Here is a 17,498-nt window from a genome sequence, read left to right on the forward strand (position 1 = left end):
ATAACAATGAGCGGACTCATCAAGACAAAATGTGCTGCGGCAGAACGCCGATGCAGACTTTGCTTGAGCGTTTAGCGGTTTGGGAACCGAAGGATGTGAACCAAATCTAATCCGACTGACGCCGTGTGGAAAGCGGGCATCTGTCAGATCATGTTTTAGCCAATACAATTATTACATAACGGAGATCATATGAAAATATTCCTGTCGCTTTTTGTTGCGCCCATTTTCCTCGCAGGGTGCGTTTCATCCGAGGAAATACGTGTACGCGAATTGACCGCCGATAGAATAGGCTGCGAAAAAGCAGGATATGTACCAGATACCGCGGGGATGATCGAATGCATACGAGGGAGCAACATTCGGCGGCAAATAGAAAAGGATAAATCCGATAGGGACCATCGTGAATTCATGAATAGGCATCATAGAACATCAAACCAGCACAGTGCTCGCTCTATGAACCCAGGAAACTTGCCCTCCAGCGATCGGCGAGCATCAGATAGGCAGATGCGTCCTGCTCGTCCGATGAAGTGTGAGTCTGTAGTGACAAAATCCACTCAGGCTGATGGAACCCAAGTGACCCGCACTCGACAAAATTGTGCCTCTTCATAATCCTGACTGACAACAGCATACATGGATGCATGTAGTTCCGTTGGAATCGCTCAACGGAACCGACATTACCCGTGCCCTGAACGATAGCCTGAAACGCTGGGTTGCCCTGACACGTTATCTGGGGGGCGCGCCGCCATTGATGACAATCGTAATGATGCCTGTCCGACCCATTGTGCCGGACCGGAAAAACGGGCTCTTCTATACGCGCCGGAATCTGAGCCGCCGCCGTTTTGGGCTGATTGAATCGGCTAGCGAGACGCGGGCTACTGCTGTGAAAATGAAACCTGAATGATACCATTTGTTGCAAATGCGTTGGGATGTTACTTATGTGTACGTGGTACGGTGGGCGTCAGATATCCGTCGTCCGGGCTCAATTTCCTTTCTTGGTCGGAGATTATAAAAAACATGAAGATATTTGCTCCTGTTGCATTAATACTGCTATTTGTGGCCTCTCCATCTTGGGCTATTGAATACCGAACTATTGAGAATTCGGCAGGAAGACCGGTATTTGAGGCGCGGTTCTTTGATGTGGGCGACGGGCCCTTCGTGGAGGATGAGGAGGAATCGCATGAGTCGGTATGGGCATGGCGTGCGCCACTGAAGGAGCTGATTGTCACCGGTCTGGAATACTGGGCGGAAGTCATACAGCCCGTCGGTGACGCCGCGCAGCCTGCCATAATAAATATCGGCACGGACGAAGAGGAGGAAAATGCCTTCGGGGCCTCACCCCTGGCGAACGACGGCTTGGGGCCGAAGACGCTTTTGCAACACATCTTTCAAGGGCTCCCCGTAGACGAGAGCGATCTTGAGACCGGGGCGCATGGCATATTCGGGCTTGGTGACGCAGACTATCAAAATACTACGCTTACACAGATTCCACTATCCGAAAACGATGATCTGTTCTCCACGACCATTCATGAGACCGCACATGGGCTGGGTTTTACCAGCGAGGCTGACGACGTGGACGGCGAATTTACTCCGCACTTTGGCAAGGTGCTAGCCGGCTGGGCGCCTTTGATGATCGATGATAATGGCAATCGTGCCCGGCCGAATCAGGCTGTGCTGTGTGACGGCTGCAACAACGTTTATGATCCAGCCGGATTCGACGTGCGTCGTGATCAGGGTCTGCTTGTCGGCCCGAACATCTTAGAGGCGCTCGACGGCGGGCTGCCGGGAGTGCCTATCAGGATGTTGGACGAAACGGGTTCGGATGTGGATGACAACAATATGAGCCACATCGAACTCAAGAACAGTCTTATGAGCCACCAGAATTACCGAAATTACAAAGTATTCATGGAGGCCGAGCTCGCCGTTTTGCAAGACCTGGGCTACACGATAGATCGCCGAAACTTTTTCGGGCGTTCGGTGTATGGAAGTGGGCTGGACATCGTTAACCACCAAGGTTTTTTCGCGCGTGACGCAGCAGGTACACAATACCTGAGAGGTCAGTACAACCAAGCAACGCTGGGGCTTGGCCTGCACGTTTATGGCAGCCATAACCGGGTTCGTCAGGTCGGTGATTTATTGGCCGCGGGTGCTGGCGGAGCGGGAATACGGGTTGATGGCGAGCGTAACACCATTATCATCGATCCTGGGGTGCGCGTATACGCGAACGGCATTGATGGCCAGGGCGTCATGTTTACCTACGGTAAGGATCACGTGCTGGTGCAGCGGGGCGATGTGCAAGCGCAAGGTACAAGAGGCGTAGGGTTGCGTTTCGACTTCGGTTCCAACGCAATCGGAAATGAGCAGGAGCATCGTGGTTCGTACATTCGTACGATTGACGGCGAGCCAGCCGATTTGCTGCCAGAGCTGCGTGGCTCGCTTGTACGCCGGGCAGATATTACCGGCCGTGTGGCCGGGCGTAAGGCGGCCATCTACATATCTGCGAACGCCCACGTGGGCAGCATTAACTTGATGCAAAACGCCCGGGTAGAGGGCGATATTGTTTCTCACTATGCAGAGCGCGACGCGTCCGGTAAGTTGCGCCTGACAACGGTTTCTTTTGGTCAGCGCGCTGATGCCCGAGGTCGGGCAACCGGTGTTGCGGATCCTGACTTTCGATTTGCCTACACGGGCAATATTCGTGGGAAAAACAATCTGGCTCTATCTTTCGAGGGCGGTCAAACAAGCCTGAATGGCACGCAGGAGGTGCATGGCGCGACGGTACAGAAGGCGGCAACGCTGTCGGGCACGTCCATTTTTAAAATGAGCCCTGGATCCTTGTTTGTGAACCACGGCACGCTTGCTCCCGGAAACTCCTTCGGACGCATGACCATTGATGGAGACTACCAGCAGACGTCTTCCGGACGCGTGATGGCGCAGTTCGATGCGAGCGGGGCGCATGATGTGTTGGCCGTTAGTGGTACAGCGGATCTTGCGGGTACGCTCGAGTTCGTCCCAATGGCTGACTGGTACAACAGCGATTGGAGTATACAAACAGGCAGTGTCATTGATGCAGCCGCCCAGTCCGGTGATTTCGAGACGATCAAGTTGACATCTGAGTCGCCTACCCTGGATTTCAACGCAAGCGCGCTGAGCGGTCAACGCTACATGTTGAGTGCCAGCCGTGCTGACGATGCATACAGTCAATATGGGCAGAACGACAATGAACGGGCAGCAGGTCGGGCGCTGCAGCGCCTGGCTGGATCTGCATCCGCCGGTACGCAGTCGTTTTTCCGCACTCTTGATTTCTCTGCGGCAAACGGCAGTCAAGTGAGCCGCATGCTGCCTCTCGTGTCGCCGGCTGGTTATAGCGTCAGTCTTTCCTCATCATTGCAGCACGAACGAGATGTGCTCAATACCGCCCTGGATGGTTTTTCTCAGGGTCTGCACAAGCGTGATTCAGAGTGGAGAGGGTTTGCCATTGCCTTTGGTGGTGAGAGCAGGCTAGACACCCGCGACACAGTCGTGGGCTACGATGCGAGCACTTATGGCCTCGTTATCGGTGGAGGCCGGCGTTTGAATTCACAATCGGATATTTCCTTGGCTGTGCACCTTGATATTGCAGACCAGTCGGTAAAGCTCAAGTCCCCGCAATGGGGCAAGGTGAAAAACAATAGCTTCGGTATGGGTGCACAAGTGCAATACCGGCCGGATGCCTTGGCGGGCCCGTATGCTTCTGGTGGCTTTCGGTTCGGCATTGAACGCGGCTCCATGGATCGCACGGTGGTGGTCGGTGATTATCGCGCTGCCCATTTTGCTGACTGGACAGGCCATAGTGTCTCCGCGCAAATTGGCGGAGGATATCGCTGGCGTCTTAGCCCGACTGTGTCGGCAGGGCCCGTCGCATCGCTCAACTACGCCAGGGTGTCACGCCCTGGTGTGGATGAGTCGGGTGCGGACGCTACGCGTTTGCTCCTTGATAGCCAACGTGTCGACGCACTACGCTCCAGTATCGGGGTAGGTGCCAGCATGGTACTACCCCTGCAGAACGGGGGCGAAGTAACCGCGCAGGCGCGAGTGAGCTGGGATCATGAGTGGCTGAATCGGGACGTGGTGCAAACAGCACGCTTCGCGGCAGGGCCGGCGACTTCTTTTGAAAGTAAGAATGCAGTGTCGTCGCGCAATAGTATGGGTCTGCGTGCAGGGCTGGCCTGGCGGCTCAGCGATAGCTTTTCCGTGGGCACTGCCCTGGCGGGACGGTTGGGCAGTGGCTACAAGGCGTTGGAAGGCCAGTTGTCGATGCGGTGGTCATTCTGACTCAGGCAAACATGGGATAAGCCTCACGAGTCGTTGGTGTACTAAGGCGTTTTGGGTCAGAGGCTTATTTACAGTTGGCTACTATTTACCTAAGGCAAGCGTTCTTCCATAAACGCACATTGACATGGCCGTGTAAGTGGCAATTTAGATACGGCGTTTCACCCACCAGCGGGAATTCGGGTCATTTGATTTATGAGCGAAAGTTCATCGTCCTTTTGAACATAACGTGCGCGCCGCTTTCGGCGCGTGCCGCCCGGCCTGCAGTGAGCGATTGCCGTGGTATCCGAGATTGTCGTGGTAGTCGATCAGGCCGCCGGAATGATCGGGCCGGGCGTGACCACGCGCATGGTTCTGCGCATCAGCGGCGGCGTCAATGCAGCAAATGTCAGCATCAGCAGGCCGTTCATGATGCACAGGGCCGCCAGGCCCCAATGCACGTAGACCAGCTTGAACAGTTCAATGCCCACTGCCTGTATCAGCATCATGATCAGGCTCATGACCGCGGCCACGACCCCTTTGGGCTGATCGGACGCCATCAGGGTAAAGCGATACAGGACCGCAAAGCTAATGCCTTGGGCAAACGCCGAGAGCGCCAGCCCGGCGACCAGCCCCAGGTATGCAAAGGACGGAATAAAGCCGGCCAGAATCAGCAGAACGCCGCCGGCGATCATCAGGGGCATGGAAAAATACACCGATTGCCCTACCGGAAAGCGCGGCGCATATTTGGCCAGCGCCAGATTGCCGACAATCAGGCTGATAAAAATGGGTAACTGGGACAGCCCGTAGCCCATGTTGGTCATGCCCATGTCCTTGATCAGAAATACCGGCGACAGGCCGATCCAGACCAGCATGGGCAGCACAATCAACGGAAAATAAAGCGTCAGTTGCATGAACAGGTTGTTCTTGAGCACCAGCCGGTACTGCTGCCAGATCTGCGCCGGCGGTTTTTTGGGCAGGGCCAGATTGACTGTTTCGGGCATGTGCAGGAACAGCCCCACCAGCGAGACACAGGCTATCGTGGCGATGATGACAAAGCCCCAGTGCCATGACACCACGCTAATCAGGGCAGCGCCGGCCAGCGGGCCCAGCAGGGGAGCGACCATGGAAATATTGGCCATCAGCGCCATCACGCGAATGGCCGTCAGCTCTTCAAACGCTTCCTGTATGCTCACATAGCCGACCGCCGCAATGAAGCACAGCCCCATTCCCTGCAGGAAACGCAGCAGCATGAACCATTCGATGGTGGGGGCCAGCAGAATCAGAAAATTGGTCGCAATGAAATACATCACGCCCGCCAGCATAATGGGGCGCCTTCCGTAGCGGTCGGACAAAGGCCCGATCAGCCAGGTCAGACAGGCGCCACCCAGAATATACAGCGACATGGACGAGGCCACCCAGGCGTCGTCTACGCCATATTCGGCGGTGATGGTGAGCATGGCGGGCTGAACCATGTCGTTGCCGATATAGGCGGACAGCTCATACAGCACCATGGCCAGGGGAAACAGCAGCATGGACAGGCTGATAAACCGTTTGTCAGAGGGCTTGCGCGAAGAGGGAGGCATGGGGAAACAACCAGGAAGATGTGCCGAATTATACCAAGGCGGCAGTGCAGCTGTGATTTAACCACTAAAATAAAGGCTTCTTTGATCAGCGACAAGTATTGCGCCTAGTACAATTGCAATAATTGTCCATTCTGTGTTTTTTATTCCCCCTGAAGGTACGTTTTACAATGGCCGCATTTCTGGAAGGCAAAGTCCTCAGCATCCACCACTGGACAGACAGACTGTTCAGTTTTACCACCACCCGCGATCAGGCATTGCGTTTTTCCAACGGGCATTTCACCATGATCGGTCTGCCTGTCAATGGCAAACCGTTGCTGCGTGCGTATAGTATTGCCAGCGCCAATTATGAAGAGCACCTGGAGTTTCTCAGCATCAAGGTGCCCGACGGCCCGCTCACTTCGCGCCTGCAGCATATCCAGGTGGGCGACAGCATCATTGTGGGTCGCAAGCCCACGGGAACACTGCTGGTGGACTATCTGCTTCCCGGCAAACGCCTGTATATGCTGGCCACCGGAACCGGGCTGGCCCCCTTCATGAGCCTGATTCGCGATCCGGAAACCTACGAGCGTTTTGACGAGGTCATCCTGGTGCACGGAGTACGTTTTGCCAACGAACTGTGCTATCACGACTACATTACGAATGAATTGCCCAAGCACGAGTTCCTGGGGGAAATGGTCTCGGAAAAGTTCAAGTACTACCCGGCGGTCACGCGCGAGCCATTCCGCAACGAAGGCCGGATCACCGCGCTGCTGGAGTCCGGCAAGCTGTTCACGGACCTGGGCGTACCCGCGCTGAACCCCGAGACCGACCGCGCCATGATTTGCGGCAGCCCCGAGATGCTGCGCGACCTGAAAACGGCGCTGGAGCGTCGTGGTTTCAGCGAAGGCAACACCTCGCGCCCCGGTGCGTTTGTGATTGAACGGGCGTTTGCCGAGCAGTAATCCTGCTTATCGGCCAAGCGCCACTCTGGTGTTTCCAGGGCATGTCGGCAGTGCAGCAACCGGTCACGGCGGCCTTACCGCCACCGGCGCTGGCATGCAGTTTTTGACGCTCTACAGAGATCCAAACTGACGCAAAACATGCTGCCAGCACGTCACGGCACCTTATACGTCACGGCATGCAGGCTGCGCTGTGCCTATGCCGGCTCCCTGGCTGGCCGCAACAGTGTCAGCGATTTGCGTGCCCGGGTGCAGGCGACGTAATACCGGTTGCGTTCCACATCGGGAGCGTCGGTCTGGCTGCGGAATGTCGTGTCTGCTGTGTCATAGACCAGTACATGATCATATTCATGACCTTTGGCTTCGGTGACCGTAAGCAGGGGCACGCCGCCGCGTGTACTGCAACGGGCCGCCACGGCGGCCAGTACTGCGGGCCACGCCTGTATTGGCATCGGCTGTTGCTGCAAATACATCAATAATCCCTCCCAGCCCTGTAGCAGCGATTCGTCCAGCAGTCGCTGGGGCGTGGTCAGGTTCCGGAACAGATCGGCCTGCCGTGCAAACGTCTGCAGCGCATCGGCGGCGCCGGCGTCCGGCGCTTGCGGCGTGGTCAGCCACAGCTGCAGCGCATGCTTCAGGCTGGGGCCGAACACCGCTTCGCGTGCGGCGAGCCAGTTTTCCATGTACATGCGCAGATTGCCGGGCGTTAGCCCCGTTTGCGCCAATTCACGCACCGTGTCGGGCGCCAGGCAGCCGGGCAGCGAAGCAAATTGTCGCAAGGCCAGCGGCAGCGTACGCAACTGGGCGGTGGCTTGCGGAAAACGCAAGGCATACAGGATGGTCGCAATGCCGATTGCCGGTGTGCTTGCCAGCGGCCAGGCCAGTTTGATCGAGGCAGGGGCGTGACACAACAGGGAAAATGCGGCGCGAATCCGGTCCGGGCCATGACGGCAGACGATAGTTTGTTTGCCCAGGGGGGCCAGTGCGCCGGCGTCCTCCCAGTTGCCACTGCAGTATGTCACCGGCGTATCGGAGAGGATGCCCGAGGTAATGGTCCGCTGTGTGAGCTCTCCTGCCAGTGTGGCCAGTTCCGGGCCGAAGCGATAGCTGGTCAGGCTGTTTACCCGCCTGGCGGAAAAATCCCGGACAAAAGCGTCGAAAACCAGCTCCGTATTGGCGCCGCGCCAGGCAAAGATGGTCTGGTAACGGTCGCCTACCGCCATCAGCCTGTGAGCGTGCCGGCCAATGCGCGACAGCAGCATCAACTGCAGGGGCGTGGTGTCATGAAACTCGTCGATCAGCACAAACCGGTAGGCAGCGGCGCTGCCAGGCAGTTCGGCGCCATTGTCCAGCGCTTCAAGCAAGTCATAGGAGGCCTCGGATACCAGGCGAAAGCCATACATGCCTTTGCTGCGCTCCGGCTTATAGGCCGGATCCAGCAGGGTGTCGTCCGGATCACTCGCTTCGGGTTTCCAGTGGGAGCGCAGGGCGTCATAGCGGCGGAAAACGGCGCGCACCAACTCGGGCGGATGGTGCAGGCCATCGCCGAAAGCGGCCTGTTCGTCCTCTGTCGATTCAGCCTGCCAGGCCAGGGATGCCCGGTAGTAATCCAGATCGGACATCAGTTTTTCCATGGCGTCTGTGGACAGGGCGGGCGCCTGCAGCGTCACGGCGTCGTCCTGTTCGGACCTGTCCTGCAGGTCTTGGCAGACATCGCTCACCAGATCGGGCAGCAGGTCGGTCACAATGGCATGGCGATCCAGTACATAGCGTTCATCGCCCAGGCGCCGCAATAAAAAGTGTGCCAGGCCGTCAATGGTAAAGATGTGCAGATTCGTATTGGATCCCGGTTCCAGGTTGTGCGCGCGCATATAGTTCTGCAGGACGTCACGGCCGGCACGGCTGAAGGTGACCAGCAGCGTGCGGCCCTGTGTCACGCATTGCTCCGCTTCCCGGGCAATCAGCGTCGTTTTGCCGCTGCCGGCCACCCCTTCGATCAGCAAGGCGCGATCGGGGTATTGGTCAAACAGAAGCGGAGAACTTATCATATTGAATTTAAATAAAAAATTAACTGCATTAATGTGTACCGAAAGTAAATTCTCAAATAACTGTTACTGTCTTGAGGCTGTCTGCCGGAGTCGTCATAATAGCAATAATCAGGGTAAAGAGCGGCCCAAATACCAGGACCGCGCCACCCGACATCAACAAATCATCAATCAGGAGCCAATATGACCGACCGTACCCAGGTTCACAGCCTTCAGATCGCCACCGTGCTGAAAAATTTCGTTGATCAGGAAGCCCTGCCGGGCACTGGCGTTGACGCCGACGCATTCTGGAAGGGACTGGACGCGCTCATCAACGACCTGGCGCCGGAAAACAAGGCGTTGCTGGCCGAACGCGATCGCATCCAGGCCAAAATGGATGAGTGGTACCGCCAACATCCGGGCAATATTGCCGATATGCAGGTTTACAAGGCCTTCCTTAAGGAAATCGGCTACCTGAAAGACGCGCCCGAGACCGTGCAGGTCAATACCAGCAATGTTGATTATGAAATTACCAACCAGGCCGGCCCGCAGCTGGTGGTGCCCATCACCAATGCCCGTTATGCGTTGAACGCTGCCAATGCCCGTTGGGGTAGCCTGTATGATGCCCTGTACGGCACCGATGCGCTCAGCGAAGAGGATGGCGCAACGCGCGATGGCGGCTATAACCCCAAGCGCGGCGAAAAAGTCATTGCCTTTGCCCGTGACTTCCTGGATCAGACCATTCCGCTGGAAAACGGCTCGCACAAGGATGCAACAGCCTATACCGCAGAAAACGGCGCGCTGTCGGTGACCCTGGCCGATGGCAGCAAAACCACGCTGGCTGATGTGGACCTATATCTGGGTCACCGGGGCGATGCGGCAGCCCCCGAGGCGCTGATTTTCCGCCAGAACGGCTTGCATTTTGAAGTGCAGATCGACAAATCCAATCCGATCGGCAAACAGGACAAGGCGGGCGTCAAGGACGTCCTGCTTGAAGCCGCCCTTTCTACTATCATGGACTGCGAAGACTCGATCGCTGCAGTGGACGCTGAAGACAAAGTGCTGGTGTATCGCAACTGGCTGGGCCTGATGAACGGCACACTGGCCGAAGAAGTGTCCAAAGGCGGCAAAACCTTCACCCGTAAACTCAATCCCGATCGCCAGTACACCGGCAAGGACGGCAAACCGGCTACGCTGGCCGGTCGCTCGCTCATGTTCATTCGCAACGTGGGCCACCTGATGACCAATCCCGCCATTCTGGACAAGGACGGCAATGAAACGCCCGAAGGCATCCTGGATGCCGTGTTTACCAGCCTGGTAGCCATGCATGACTTGAAGCGCGACGGCGGCAACTCGCGCAAGGGTTCTATCTATATCGTGAAACCCAAGATGCACGGGCCTGATGAAGTGGCGTTCGCCAGCAAGCTGTTTGGTCGAACCGAGCAACTACTTGGATTGGCGCCCAATACCATCAAAATGGGCGTGATGGACGAAGAGCGTCGCACCAGCGCCAATCTGAAAGCGTGTATCGCGGCTGCGGCCGATCGCGTGGCGTTCATTAACACCGGGTTCCTGGATCGTACCGGTGATGAAATGCACACGTCCATGGAAGCGGGCCCCATGATTCGAAAAGGAGACATGAAAAAATCATCCTGGATCGATGCCTACGAAAAACGCAACGTGCTGTTCGGCCTGGCTTGCGGGCTGCAGGGCAAGTCGCAGATTGGCAAAGGCATGTGGGCCATGCCCGACCTGATGGCCGATATGCTGGCACAAAAGGGCGCGCAACTGAAGGCCGGCGCCAATACGGCATGGGTTCCTTCGCCAACGGCGGCTACCCTGCATGCGCTTCACTATCACCAAACTGACGTTGTGCAAGTGCAGAACAGTCTGAAAAATGATACCGACGAGCGTCTTGACGCCTTGCTGACCATCCCGGTTGCCGACAACACCAACTGGTCCGACGCTGAGAAACAGCAGGAACTGGACAACAATGCCCAGGGCATACTGGGTTACGTGGTGCGTTGGGTCGACCAGGGTGTTGGTTGCTCGAAAGTGCCCGATATCCATAACGTTGGCTTGATGGAAGACCGCGCTACGCTGCGCATTTCCAGCCAGCATATGGCCAACTGGCTGCGCCACGGCATCGTAACCGAAGAACAGGTTATGGAAACCATGAAACGCATGGCCGGCGTCGTTGACAAACAGAACGAAGGCGATGCCCTGTATCGTCCCATGACAGGCAACTTTGAGACATCTCCAGCGTTCCTTGCTGCATGCGATCTGGTCTTCAAAGGTGTGCAGCAGCCCAATGGCTACACCGAGCCTCTGTTGCATCAGTGGCGTCAGAAAGCCAAGCAGCAGTACGGCATTAAATAAGGTACTGCTTATTGCTTCGCGCTCGTTTTAAGCGCAGGCATGGCAGTGTCAAACCGGTAGTCTTAGAATGCACCTTAACAGATGGATGATGAATCCGCTGTTGAGGTGCATTTTTTTACGCATCGGGGTATAGAAAACAAGTGTGGCCTGACGCTGTCGGATCTTGAGTGGGCAGACAGTTCATTGTACAATGAGCGCTTGTAACTCGGAGTTGGCAATGAGAACCGTAAGCTATAGTCAAGCCAGACAGAACCTGTCGGCAACAATGATTCAGGCGGTAGAGGATAAGGCCCCTGTTCTGATCACGCGCCAGAATGGCGAGGCCTGTGTCTTGATGTCGCTTGAAGAATACAACTCACTGCAAGAAACCGCTTATTTGCTCCAGTCTCCCGCCAATGCCAGACGATTAATGGATTCCATCGAGAATCTGAAAAGTGGCAATGCCAAGGAAAGAGGGTTGATTGAGTGAAGCTGACGTGGTCGGAAGAAGCGTGGGAAGACTATTTGTACTGGCAGGACGCTGATAAACGGATGGTAAAAAAAATAAATGAACTATTGAAAGATACCTGTCGCACTCCGTTTGAAGGCATCGGCAAGCCTGAGCCGCTAAGGCATCATCTTGCCGGTTATTGGTCAAGGCGTATTACATTGGAACACAGGTTGATCTATGCCGTTGCCGATGATGCTTTGTTGATTGCTGCTTGTCGCTATCACTATTGATATTGCTCCGCGATCAGTTCAAGCGCGGGCATGATCATCGGACCGGCCCTTTAGGGGGCCGGTTTTTTTCTGGCAACGATCTAATCGTCACGCGGGGCCGCGCTATCGATCGTTGCAAGTGACAATGCGCACAAGTAACGTTAGGTTACGTTTCGGTAAGCTACGCGCAACACCCGGTAAACACTGACTTTACCGGGTGTTGGCCGAGGACGGACACGTACTGTTGCACCTGAAGCGATGACACGACACACGCCTGACATCATCCCTGCCTACACTCTGCCGGATAACTCGGAAGCCAAGCAGCAATGGCGTTCATTATTCTTATAAGCGATTGAAACGGTCGCTATCGGGTCTCACGGTTGTGTCAAGCCTGTTACTGACAGGCCAGGGCAGCGGTGAAAAACAGGCGTATGGGAAAAATAATTCAAGCCATCACGGTCAAAAGCGAAGGTCATTTTCTGTTCCGTGAGTTAAAGGGTCATGAAGCCGTATCCACACTATTTGAGTATCACGTGGATCTGGTGTCAAAAAGCCAAGCAGAGAATCTGGAGCAACTGCTGGCGACGCCGCTGACGGTAACGGTGGCGCATGCCGGACGGCAACGCTTCTTCAGCGGCCTGATCACAGAAGCCCAGTTCGTGGGGCGCGAGAGCCAGACGTCCGAATACTACATCTATCGATTCACGGTCAGGCCATGGCTGTGGTATCTGACGCAAACGTCTGATAGCCGGATTTTTCAGAACCAGAGCGCATTGGCGGTGATCAGGCAGATTTTCCAGAAATATCCGTTCGAAGTCGAGTACCGGCTTGCCGAAAGCTATCGAGATTGGGTGTATTGCGTGCAATTTGATGAAACCGATTTCAATTTCATCAACCGACTGATGCAGCACGAGGGAATCTATTACTGGTTTCGTCACGAGCAGGGCAAACATGTGCTGGTTGTGGGGGATGCGGATTCGGCGCATGGTGCCATCGCGAGTGATGCGCGCATTCCCTATTATGCGCCTGACCGGCACAGCCGCCCCGATACACAACATATTGATCGCTGGATGCCGCGAAAAGAGGTGCATCCGGCTACCTACTGCACGGTGGACTTTGATTTCAATAAGCCGCTGGCCGGGCTGGACGTCAAGCGCAAGGCTGTCGGGCTCGTGCAGCAAAAAATGGAAATCTACGATCCCATGGGCGGGTATATCGAGCCCGAAGACGGCGAGCGTTATGCACGAGTGCGGCTCGAGAGTCTGACGGCAGAAAACGAAACCGTGGGTGCGCAGGCCAATCATCCCGACCTTGCCGCCGGCCATACCTTCACTCTGAAAAACCATCCTGATCAGTCTCAGAATACGTCGTGGCTAGTGCTGCGCACGAATTATCACCTGAAGGAAGCGCCCGGCACGTCAACGGGCGGTGCAACGTCATGGGAGCACCTGATCCGCCTGCGTTTTACTGCCATTCCGACGCACGTTCAGTATCGTGCGCCGCGCGTGACACCAATCCCACGCGCCACCGGCCCGCATACCGCACTGGTGGTCGGGCCGGCAGGAGAAAAAATATGGACAGACAAATACGGTCGGATCAAGGTGCAATTTCACTGGGATCGACAGGGGCAGCGCAACGATGAGAGCTCGTGCTGGATTCGCGTCTCCAGCCCCTGGGCCGGTGGCGGCTTCGGGGGCGTGCAGATTCCGCGGGTCAACGACGAAGTCATTGTCAATTTTGTAGGCGGGTTTCTTGACCGGCCAATTGTCGTCGGACGGGTTTACAACGCCAGCAACATGCCGGCCATGAATCTGCCGGCAGATGCCACCCAAAGCGGGATCAAGACCCGCAGCAAGGATGGCACGCCTGAGAACGCCAACTCCATGCTTTTCGAAGATCGTCCCGGCGCCGAACAACTGTCGTTCGGCGCCGAGCGCGACATGGATACGCATGTCAAAAACAATGAAAACCTGAGCGTGGCCGGCGCGCAGGCAGGTACGCACGGTGGCGCCACTACGATGAACGTGGGTGGAATCGACGACAATATCTTTCGCGGCCCGTCGACGGAAACAAATGCGGCCAACCACGAGCGAAATATCATCGGTATGTCAAATGACATTGTCACCGGTCCCCGCACTCACAGCGTAGGGGCGACGGCGGTAACTGTGATGGGGCGTGGTTTTGTCCAGAATGTCAATGCCGGTCTGGCGAACTTCACCTATAGCGGTGGTCGCAGCCGCAAGGTTGAAACCGATTTTTCCCACACGGTTTCCGGCCCGGTCAGGCGCATCGTCAATGGCACGGAAAGCAGCACGATCACCTCGGGCGGCTATTTCAAGCAAGTGATGGGTGGCCCCCTATCCATGAAGGCAGGATCGGTGGATATGAAATCCACAAGCGGGCTGTCGCAGTTCAATGCCAAATCGAAACTCAATCTGGCCTCTGGTGGTCCGCAGAGCCTGAGCAATCTTGCAACGCTGAGTCATACCTCGACGCAGCATAGTGAGACGCATGATTTTTCATTCAAGCTCAAAGGCTTGAAAAACACCACCGAAGATGTGTATCAATCCGCCGGCGTCGTTTCGGCCAGTCTGTTTGGCATCTCCTCCAGCATGGCGGCCACGTCGTTGCGCATGAGCGCCGTTGGCCTGGTGGCTACGCCGTTGCAGGGAGACATGAACGCAGCAAAGATCGAGATCTCTGGCTTCAAACTGAAAAAATACGGATCGGGCGAAGAGAACTTCGTGATGGCGGTGTTGATTTCAGGTCTGATTACCAGAAACTGAGTACAGGAAAAGAGGAACACGCATATGCTGGCAACCACGCAACTGATGGGACTGGATCTGGGATTTCCAGACGTCTGTCTGACGCCTCCGGCGCTGCTGCCGATTCCCTATCCGGACATGGGATTTCCGATGATGGCCATACCGATTGCGGTCACCATCCTGTTCATGGGAGGATTTGCCCACAACATGATGACCACCATCCCGCTCACACTGGGTGACTTTCCCGGCGTGGGGACGGGCATCCTGTCGCATACCGTTGTCGGCCAGTCGCGCCGCCTTTTCCTCAATTCATACACAACCTTCCTGTTTGGTACGCCGGCCAACCGCCTGTGTTCTTTCGGACTGCAGAACATGTTCAATATTATCGGTTTCACATTGGTGCCAGGCAATTTCATTGTCAGCATCCTGGCGCCATGAGCAGCAGGGGCGAACAATGAAAAGGATCTTCCGGCTGCACGGCGATTTTCCCGACGGTCAGTTGCTGCTGCGTTCACTCAAAGGACAGGAGCAGGTATCGGGTCTGTTTGAGTTCACACTTGAAATACTCAGCGAGACCCCTGCGCTGGACATCAAAAGCCTGCTGGGTGGGGCGCTTGCAGTGGAGGTAGAACAACAATCATCTTCACGCTTTATCAACGGGATTGTGACGCGCCTTCGGCGCACAGGCAGGGATTCGTATCCGCCGAAATATTACGTTTATGAGGCCACGCTCAGCCCATGGCTATGGTATGCCACGCAGACCAGTGATTATCGAATTTTCCAGGACAAAAGCATCAGGGATATCCTGAGCGAAGTGCTGGGTGAATATGGTTTTGCGTTGGATCTGCGGCTTGTTGAGCATTATCGCAAGTGGACGTACTGCGTGCAGTATGACGAAACCGATTTTGATTTCGTCAGCCGCCTGATGGAACACGAAGGTATCTATTACTGGTTCGAACATGACCAGGGCAGGCACACCCTTGTGCTGGCCGACGACATGGGTGCTCATCGTGCGGTGCCAGGTTTGTCACGGCTGCCATATTACAGCCGACATCATCTGGTTAACCCGCTGCAGGAGTATGTAGAAGTATGGCAGCCGCGGGTTTGTCTGACCCCCACCGCTTATGCCGCGACCGATTATGACCTGAACAAGCCGCAGGCGCGCCTGGATGTGCGTCAGTTGGCCCAGGGCAAGGCAGGCCACAGCCTGAATCTTGAGCAGTACGATCCGATGGGTAGTTATACCGAGCCGGAAGAAGGCGCTCATTATGCCCGCGTGCGCATGCAGGCCCTGGAAATGAAACGACAGACTATCGCGGCCACCAGTAACGCAAGGGCCTTGTGCGCTGGCCATACCTTTGTACTGAAAAACCATCCAGACAAGGCGCAGAACCGCGAGTACCTGATTGTCCGCAGCCATTACGAGTTCATTGAAGCGCCGTACCACAGCGCAGCCAGCACCGGTCAGGCGCCGGTGAACCAGCATGCCACGCTGTTGACGACGATAGAAGCGATCCCGGCAAACGTCCAGTATCGCCATCCGGCGCGCACGCCCGAGCCGAGAACCAGCGGGCCACAAACGGCCCGGGTCGTCGGACCGGCAGGCGAGTCGATCTGGACTGACAAATATGGCCGTATCAAGGTTCAGTTCCACTGGGACAGATATGGGAGCAAAAACGAACGCAGTTCCTGCTGGATCCGGGTTTCCAGCCCCTGGGCCGGCGGCGGTTTCGGCGGGTTGCAGATCCCTCGCGTGAACGAAGAGGTGATTGTCGATTTTGTCGGTGGTCATCCTGACCGGCCCCTTGTGGTCGGCCGGGTCTATAACGCAGAGAACATGCCGCCGGTGACGCTACCGGAGCAGGCAACGCAAAGTGGTTTTCATACGCGCACCAAGGACGGTAGTCCGGATGCGGCCAATACGGTCATGTTCGACGATAGTCAGGGCAGTGAAATGCTCAAAATGGTGGCCCAGAAAGATATGCAGAGCCGCGTAAAGAATAATGCCAATCATCGGGTGGGCGGCATGTCGGCTACCAATATTGCCGGTGCACATACCTGGAGTTATGGCGGACTGTTCAACAAATTGGTGGCACAGGCAGCCACCTACCAGCATGAGAGCGGGCATCGGTTCTCGGTAGCGGCCGACGCCACAGACTCTGTGGCGCAGCGACAGAAACGCGAATACACCGGCGCCAACACGCTTTCCGTTGGGGGGGCCGAAACGCTGACCGTTGCGGGCGAACCGGCGCTGCATGCATTCAATCAGGGAGTGCAAAGCACATTGAACGCGCATCGGACCGATAACATTACCGGCGCGGTGGTCCGCAATTTTGACAGTGGCGAAGCTGTGACGGTGAGCGGGCTGTTCAGTAAAAGCGTGGGGGCCGGTGATGCCATTATGAAAGCGGACAGTTTCAAAGTGGATGCGGGCGGTCCATTCAAGCTCAATTGTGCTGCCACATGGGAAGCCTATGCGCAGTCCGACATTCTGATGAAATCGGGCAGCCTGATCAGAGAGTCCACGCTGATGCAGTCGGTCAATCCGTCGACGTTGCATGAACAGAATATCAAGGTGGCGATCGGGGTCAATGGCATTAATTCGCGCGCCAGCAAGAGTGCCGATACCAGTGTTGCCGTCAAGCTGGCTGCTGGCGGCATGTACGATGCCATGCAACTGAGCACGGTATCGCTGGTGGGAGCGCAGGTAAAGCTTGTTGGCAACAGCAATTCTATCGATCTGGTTTCCATCGGTCTTATCGGCGCCAATATGTCGCTTGGCAAGACCGACAGAAAATATGTATTCAGGATTGAGATATGAAT

At 56.1% G+C, this 17,498-nt stretch carries 11 protein-coding genes; 9 read left to right on the top strand and 2 right to left on the bottom strand.

What is annotated here, in order from left to right; all coding sequences use genetic code 11:
* The first annotated feature begins 631 nt into the window (after positions 1–631).
* The gene (locus tag INT32_RS07890) at positions 632–898 is read left to right on the top strand and encodes a hypothetical protein (RefSeq protein ID WP_193088183.1); all 267 of its coding nucleotides are present in this window, start codon (positions 632–634) and stop codon (positions 896–898) included.
* A 113-nt stretch (positions 899–1,011) separates the two neighbouring features.
* Positions 1,012–4,308 (top strand): autotransporter domain-containing protein, encoded by a 3,297-nt coding sequence (locus INT32_RS07895; protein WP_226816720.1) that lies wholly within the window; start codon positions 1,012–1,014, stop codon positions 4,306–4,308.
* A 305-nt stretch (positions 4,309–4,613) separates the two neighbouring features.
* On the opposite strand, the gene INT32_RS07900 is transcribed toward INT32_RS07895, so the two are convergent.
* On the bottom strand, positions 4,614–5,870 hold the full coding sequence (locus INT32_RS07900) for an MFS transporter (protein WP_193088184.1): 1,257 nt from the start codon (positions 5,868–5,870) through the stop codon (positions 4,614–4,616).
* Between the two features lie 167 nt (positions 5,871–6,037).
* On the opposite strand from INT32_RS07900, the gene INT32_RS07905 reads away from it, so the two are divergent.
* Positions 6,038–6,811: a ferredoxin--NADP reductase gene (locus tag INT32_RS07905; RefSeq protein WP_193088185.1), complete on the top strand. Its 774-nt coding sequence runs from the start codon at positions 6,038–6,040 to the stop codon at positions 6,809–6,811.
* A 194-nt stretch (positions 6,812–7,005) separates the two neighbouring features.
* Here the strand turns inward: INT32_RS07905 and INT32_RS07910 are convergent, their stop codons facing one another.
* Complete coding sequence (locus INT32_RS07910; protein WP_193088186.1) at positions 7,006–8,856, bottom strand: UvrD-helicase domain-containing protein; 1,851 nt, start codon at positions 8,854–8,856, stop codon at positions 7,006–7,008.
* A gap of 180 nt (positions 8,857–9,036) precedes the next feature.
* On the opposite strand from INT32_RS07910, the gene INT32_RS07915 reads away from it, so the two are divergent.
* From INT32_RS07915 to INT32_RS07940, 6 genes are all read left to right on the top strand, one after another.
* Positions 9,037–11,211: a malate synthase G gene (locus INT32_RS07915; protein ID WP_193088187.1), complete on the top strand. Its 2,175-nt coding sequence runs from the start codon at positions 9,037–9,039 to the stop codon at positions 11,209–11,211.
* 217 nt (positions 11,212–11,428) lie between these two features.
* On the top strand, positions 11,429–11,680 hold the full coding sequence (gene yefM, locus INT32_RS07920) for a YoeB-YefM toxin-antitoxin system antitoxin YefM (protein WP_128393681.1): 252 nt from the start codon (positions 11,429–11,431) through the stop codon (positions 11,678–11,680).
* The gene (locus INT32_RS07925) at positions 11,677–11,931 is read left to right on the top strand and encodes a Txe/YoeB family addiction module toxin (protein ID WP_128393682.1); all 255 of its coding nucleotides are present in this window, start codon (positions 11,677–11,679) and stop codon (positions 11,929–11,931) included. The genes yefM and INT32_RS07925 overlap by 4 nt, the downstream gene beginning before the upstream one ends.
* 410 nt (positions 11,932–12,341) lie before the next feature.
* Positions 12,342–14,696, top strand: coding sequence for a type VI secretion system Vgr family protein (locus INT32_RS07930; RefSeq protein ID WP_193088188.1), 2,355 nt, complete (start codon positions 12,342–12,344; stop codon positions 14,694–14,696).
* 24 nt (positions 14,697–14,720) lie between these two features.
* Complete coding sequence (locus INT32_RS07935; protein ID WP_014749107.1) at positions 14,721–15,113, top strand: DUF4150 domain-containing protein; 393 nt, start codon at positions 14,721–14,723, stop codon at positions 15,111–15,113.
* Between the two features lie 16 nt (positions 15,114–15,129).
* Positions 15,130–17,496: a type VI secretion system Vgr family protein gene (locus INT32_RS07940; protein WP_193088189.1), complete on the top strand. Its 2,367-nt coding sequence runs from the start codon at positions 15,130–15,132 to the stop codon at positions 17,494–17,496.
* Positions 17,497–17,498 lie beyond the last annotated feature (2 nt).

This window comes from Advenella sp. FME57, assembly GCF_014897675.1.
In the GTDB taxonomy this organism is placed as follows: Bacteria; Pseudomonadota; Gammaproteobacteria; order Burkholderiales; family Burkholderiaceae_B; genus Advenella.

Excerpts from the sequence above, each read along its gene's own strand:
- INT32_RS07900 (WP_193088184.1), bottom strand. The coding sequence starts at position 5,870 with ATGCCTCCCTCTTCGCGCAAGCCCTCTGACAAACGGTTTATCAGCCTG.
- INT32_RS07915 (WP_193088187.1), top strand. The coding sequence starts at position 9,037 with ATGACCGACCGTACCCAGGTTCACAGCCTTCAGATCGCCACCGTGCTG.
- INT32_RS07910 (WP_193088186.1), bottom strand. The coding sequence starts at position 8,856 with ATGATAAGTTCTCCGCTTCTGTTTGACCAATACCCCGATCGCGCCTTG.
- INT32_RS07895 (WP_226816720.1), top strand. The coding sequence starts at position 1,012 with ATGAAGATATTTGCTCCTGTTGCATTAATACTGCTATTTGTGGCCTCT.
- INT32_RS07930 (WP_193088188.1), top strand. The coding sequence starts at position 12,342 with ATGGGAAAAATAATTCAAGCCATCACGGTCAAAAGCGAAGGTCATTTT.
- INT32_RS07935 (WP_014749107.1), top strand. The coding sequence starts at position 14,721 with ATGCTGGCAACCACGCAACTGATGGGACTGGATCTGGGATTTCCAGAC.
- INT32_RS07940 (WP_193088189.1), top strand. The coding sequence starts at position 15,130 with ATGAAAAGGATCTTCCGGCTGCACGGCGATTTTCCCGACGGTCAGTTG.
- INT32_RS07890 (WP_193088183.1), top strand. The coding sequence starts at position 632 with ATGCATGTAGTTCCGTTGGAATCGCTCAACGGAACCGACATTACCCGT.
- yefM (WP_128393681.1), top strand. The coding sequence starts at position 11,429 with ATGAGAACCGTAAGCTATAGTCAAGCCAGACAGAACCTGTCGGCAACA.
- INT32_RS07905 (WP_193088185.1), top strand. The coding sequence starts at position 6,038 with ATGGCCGCATTTCTGGAAGGCAAAGTCCTCAGCATCCACCACTGGACA.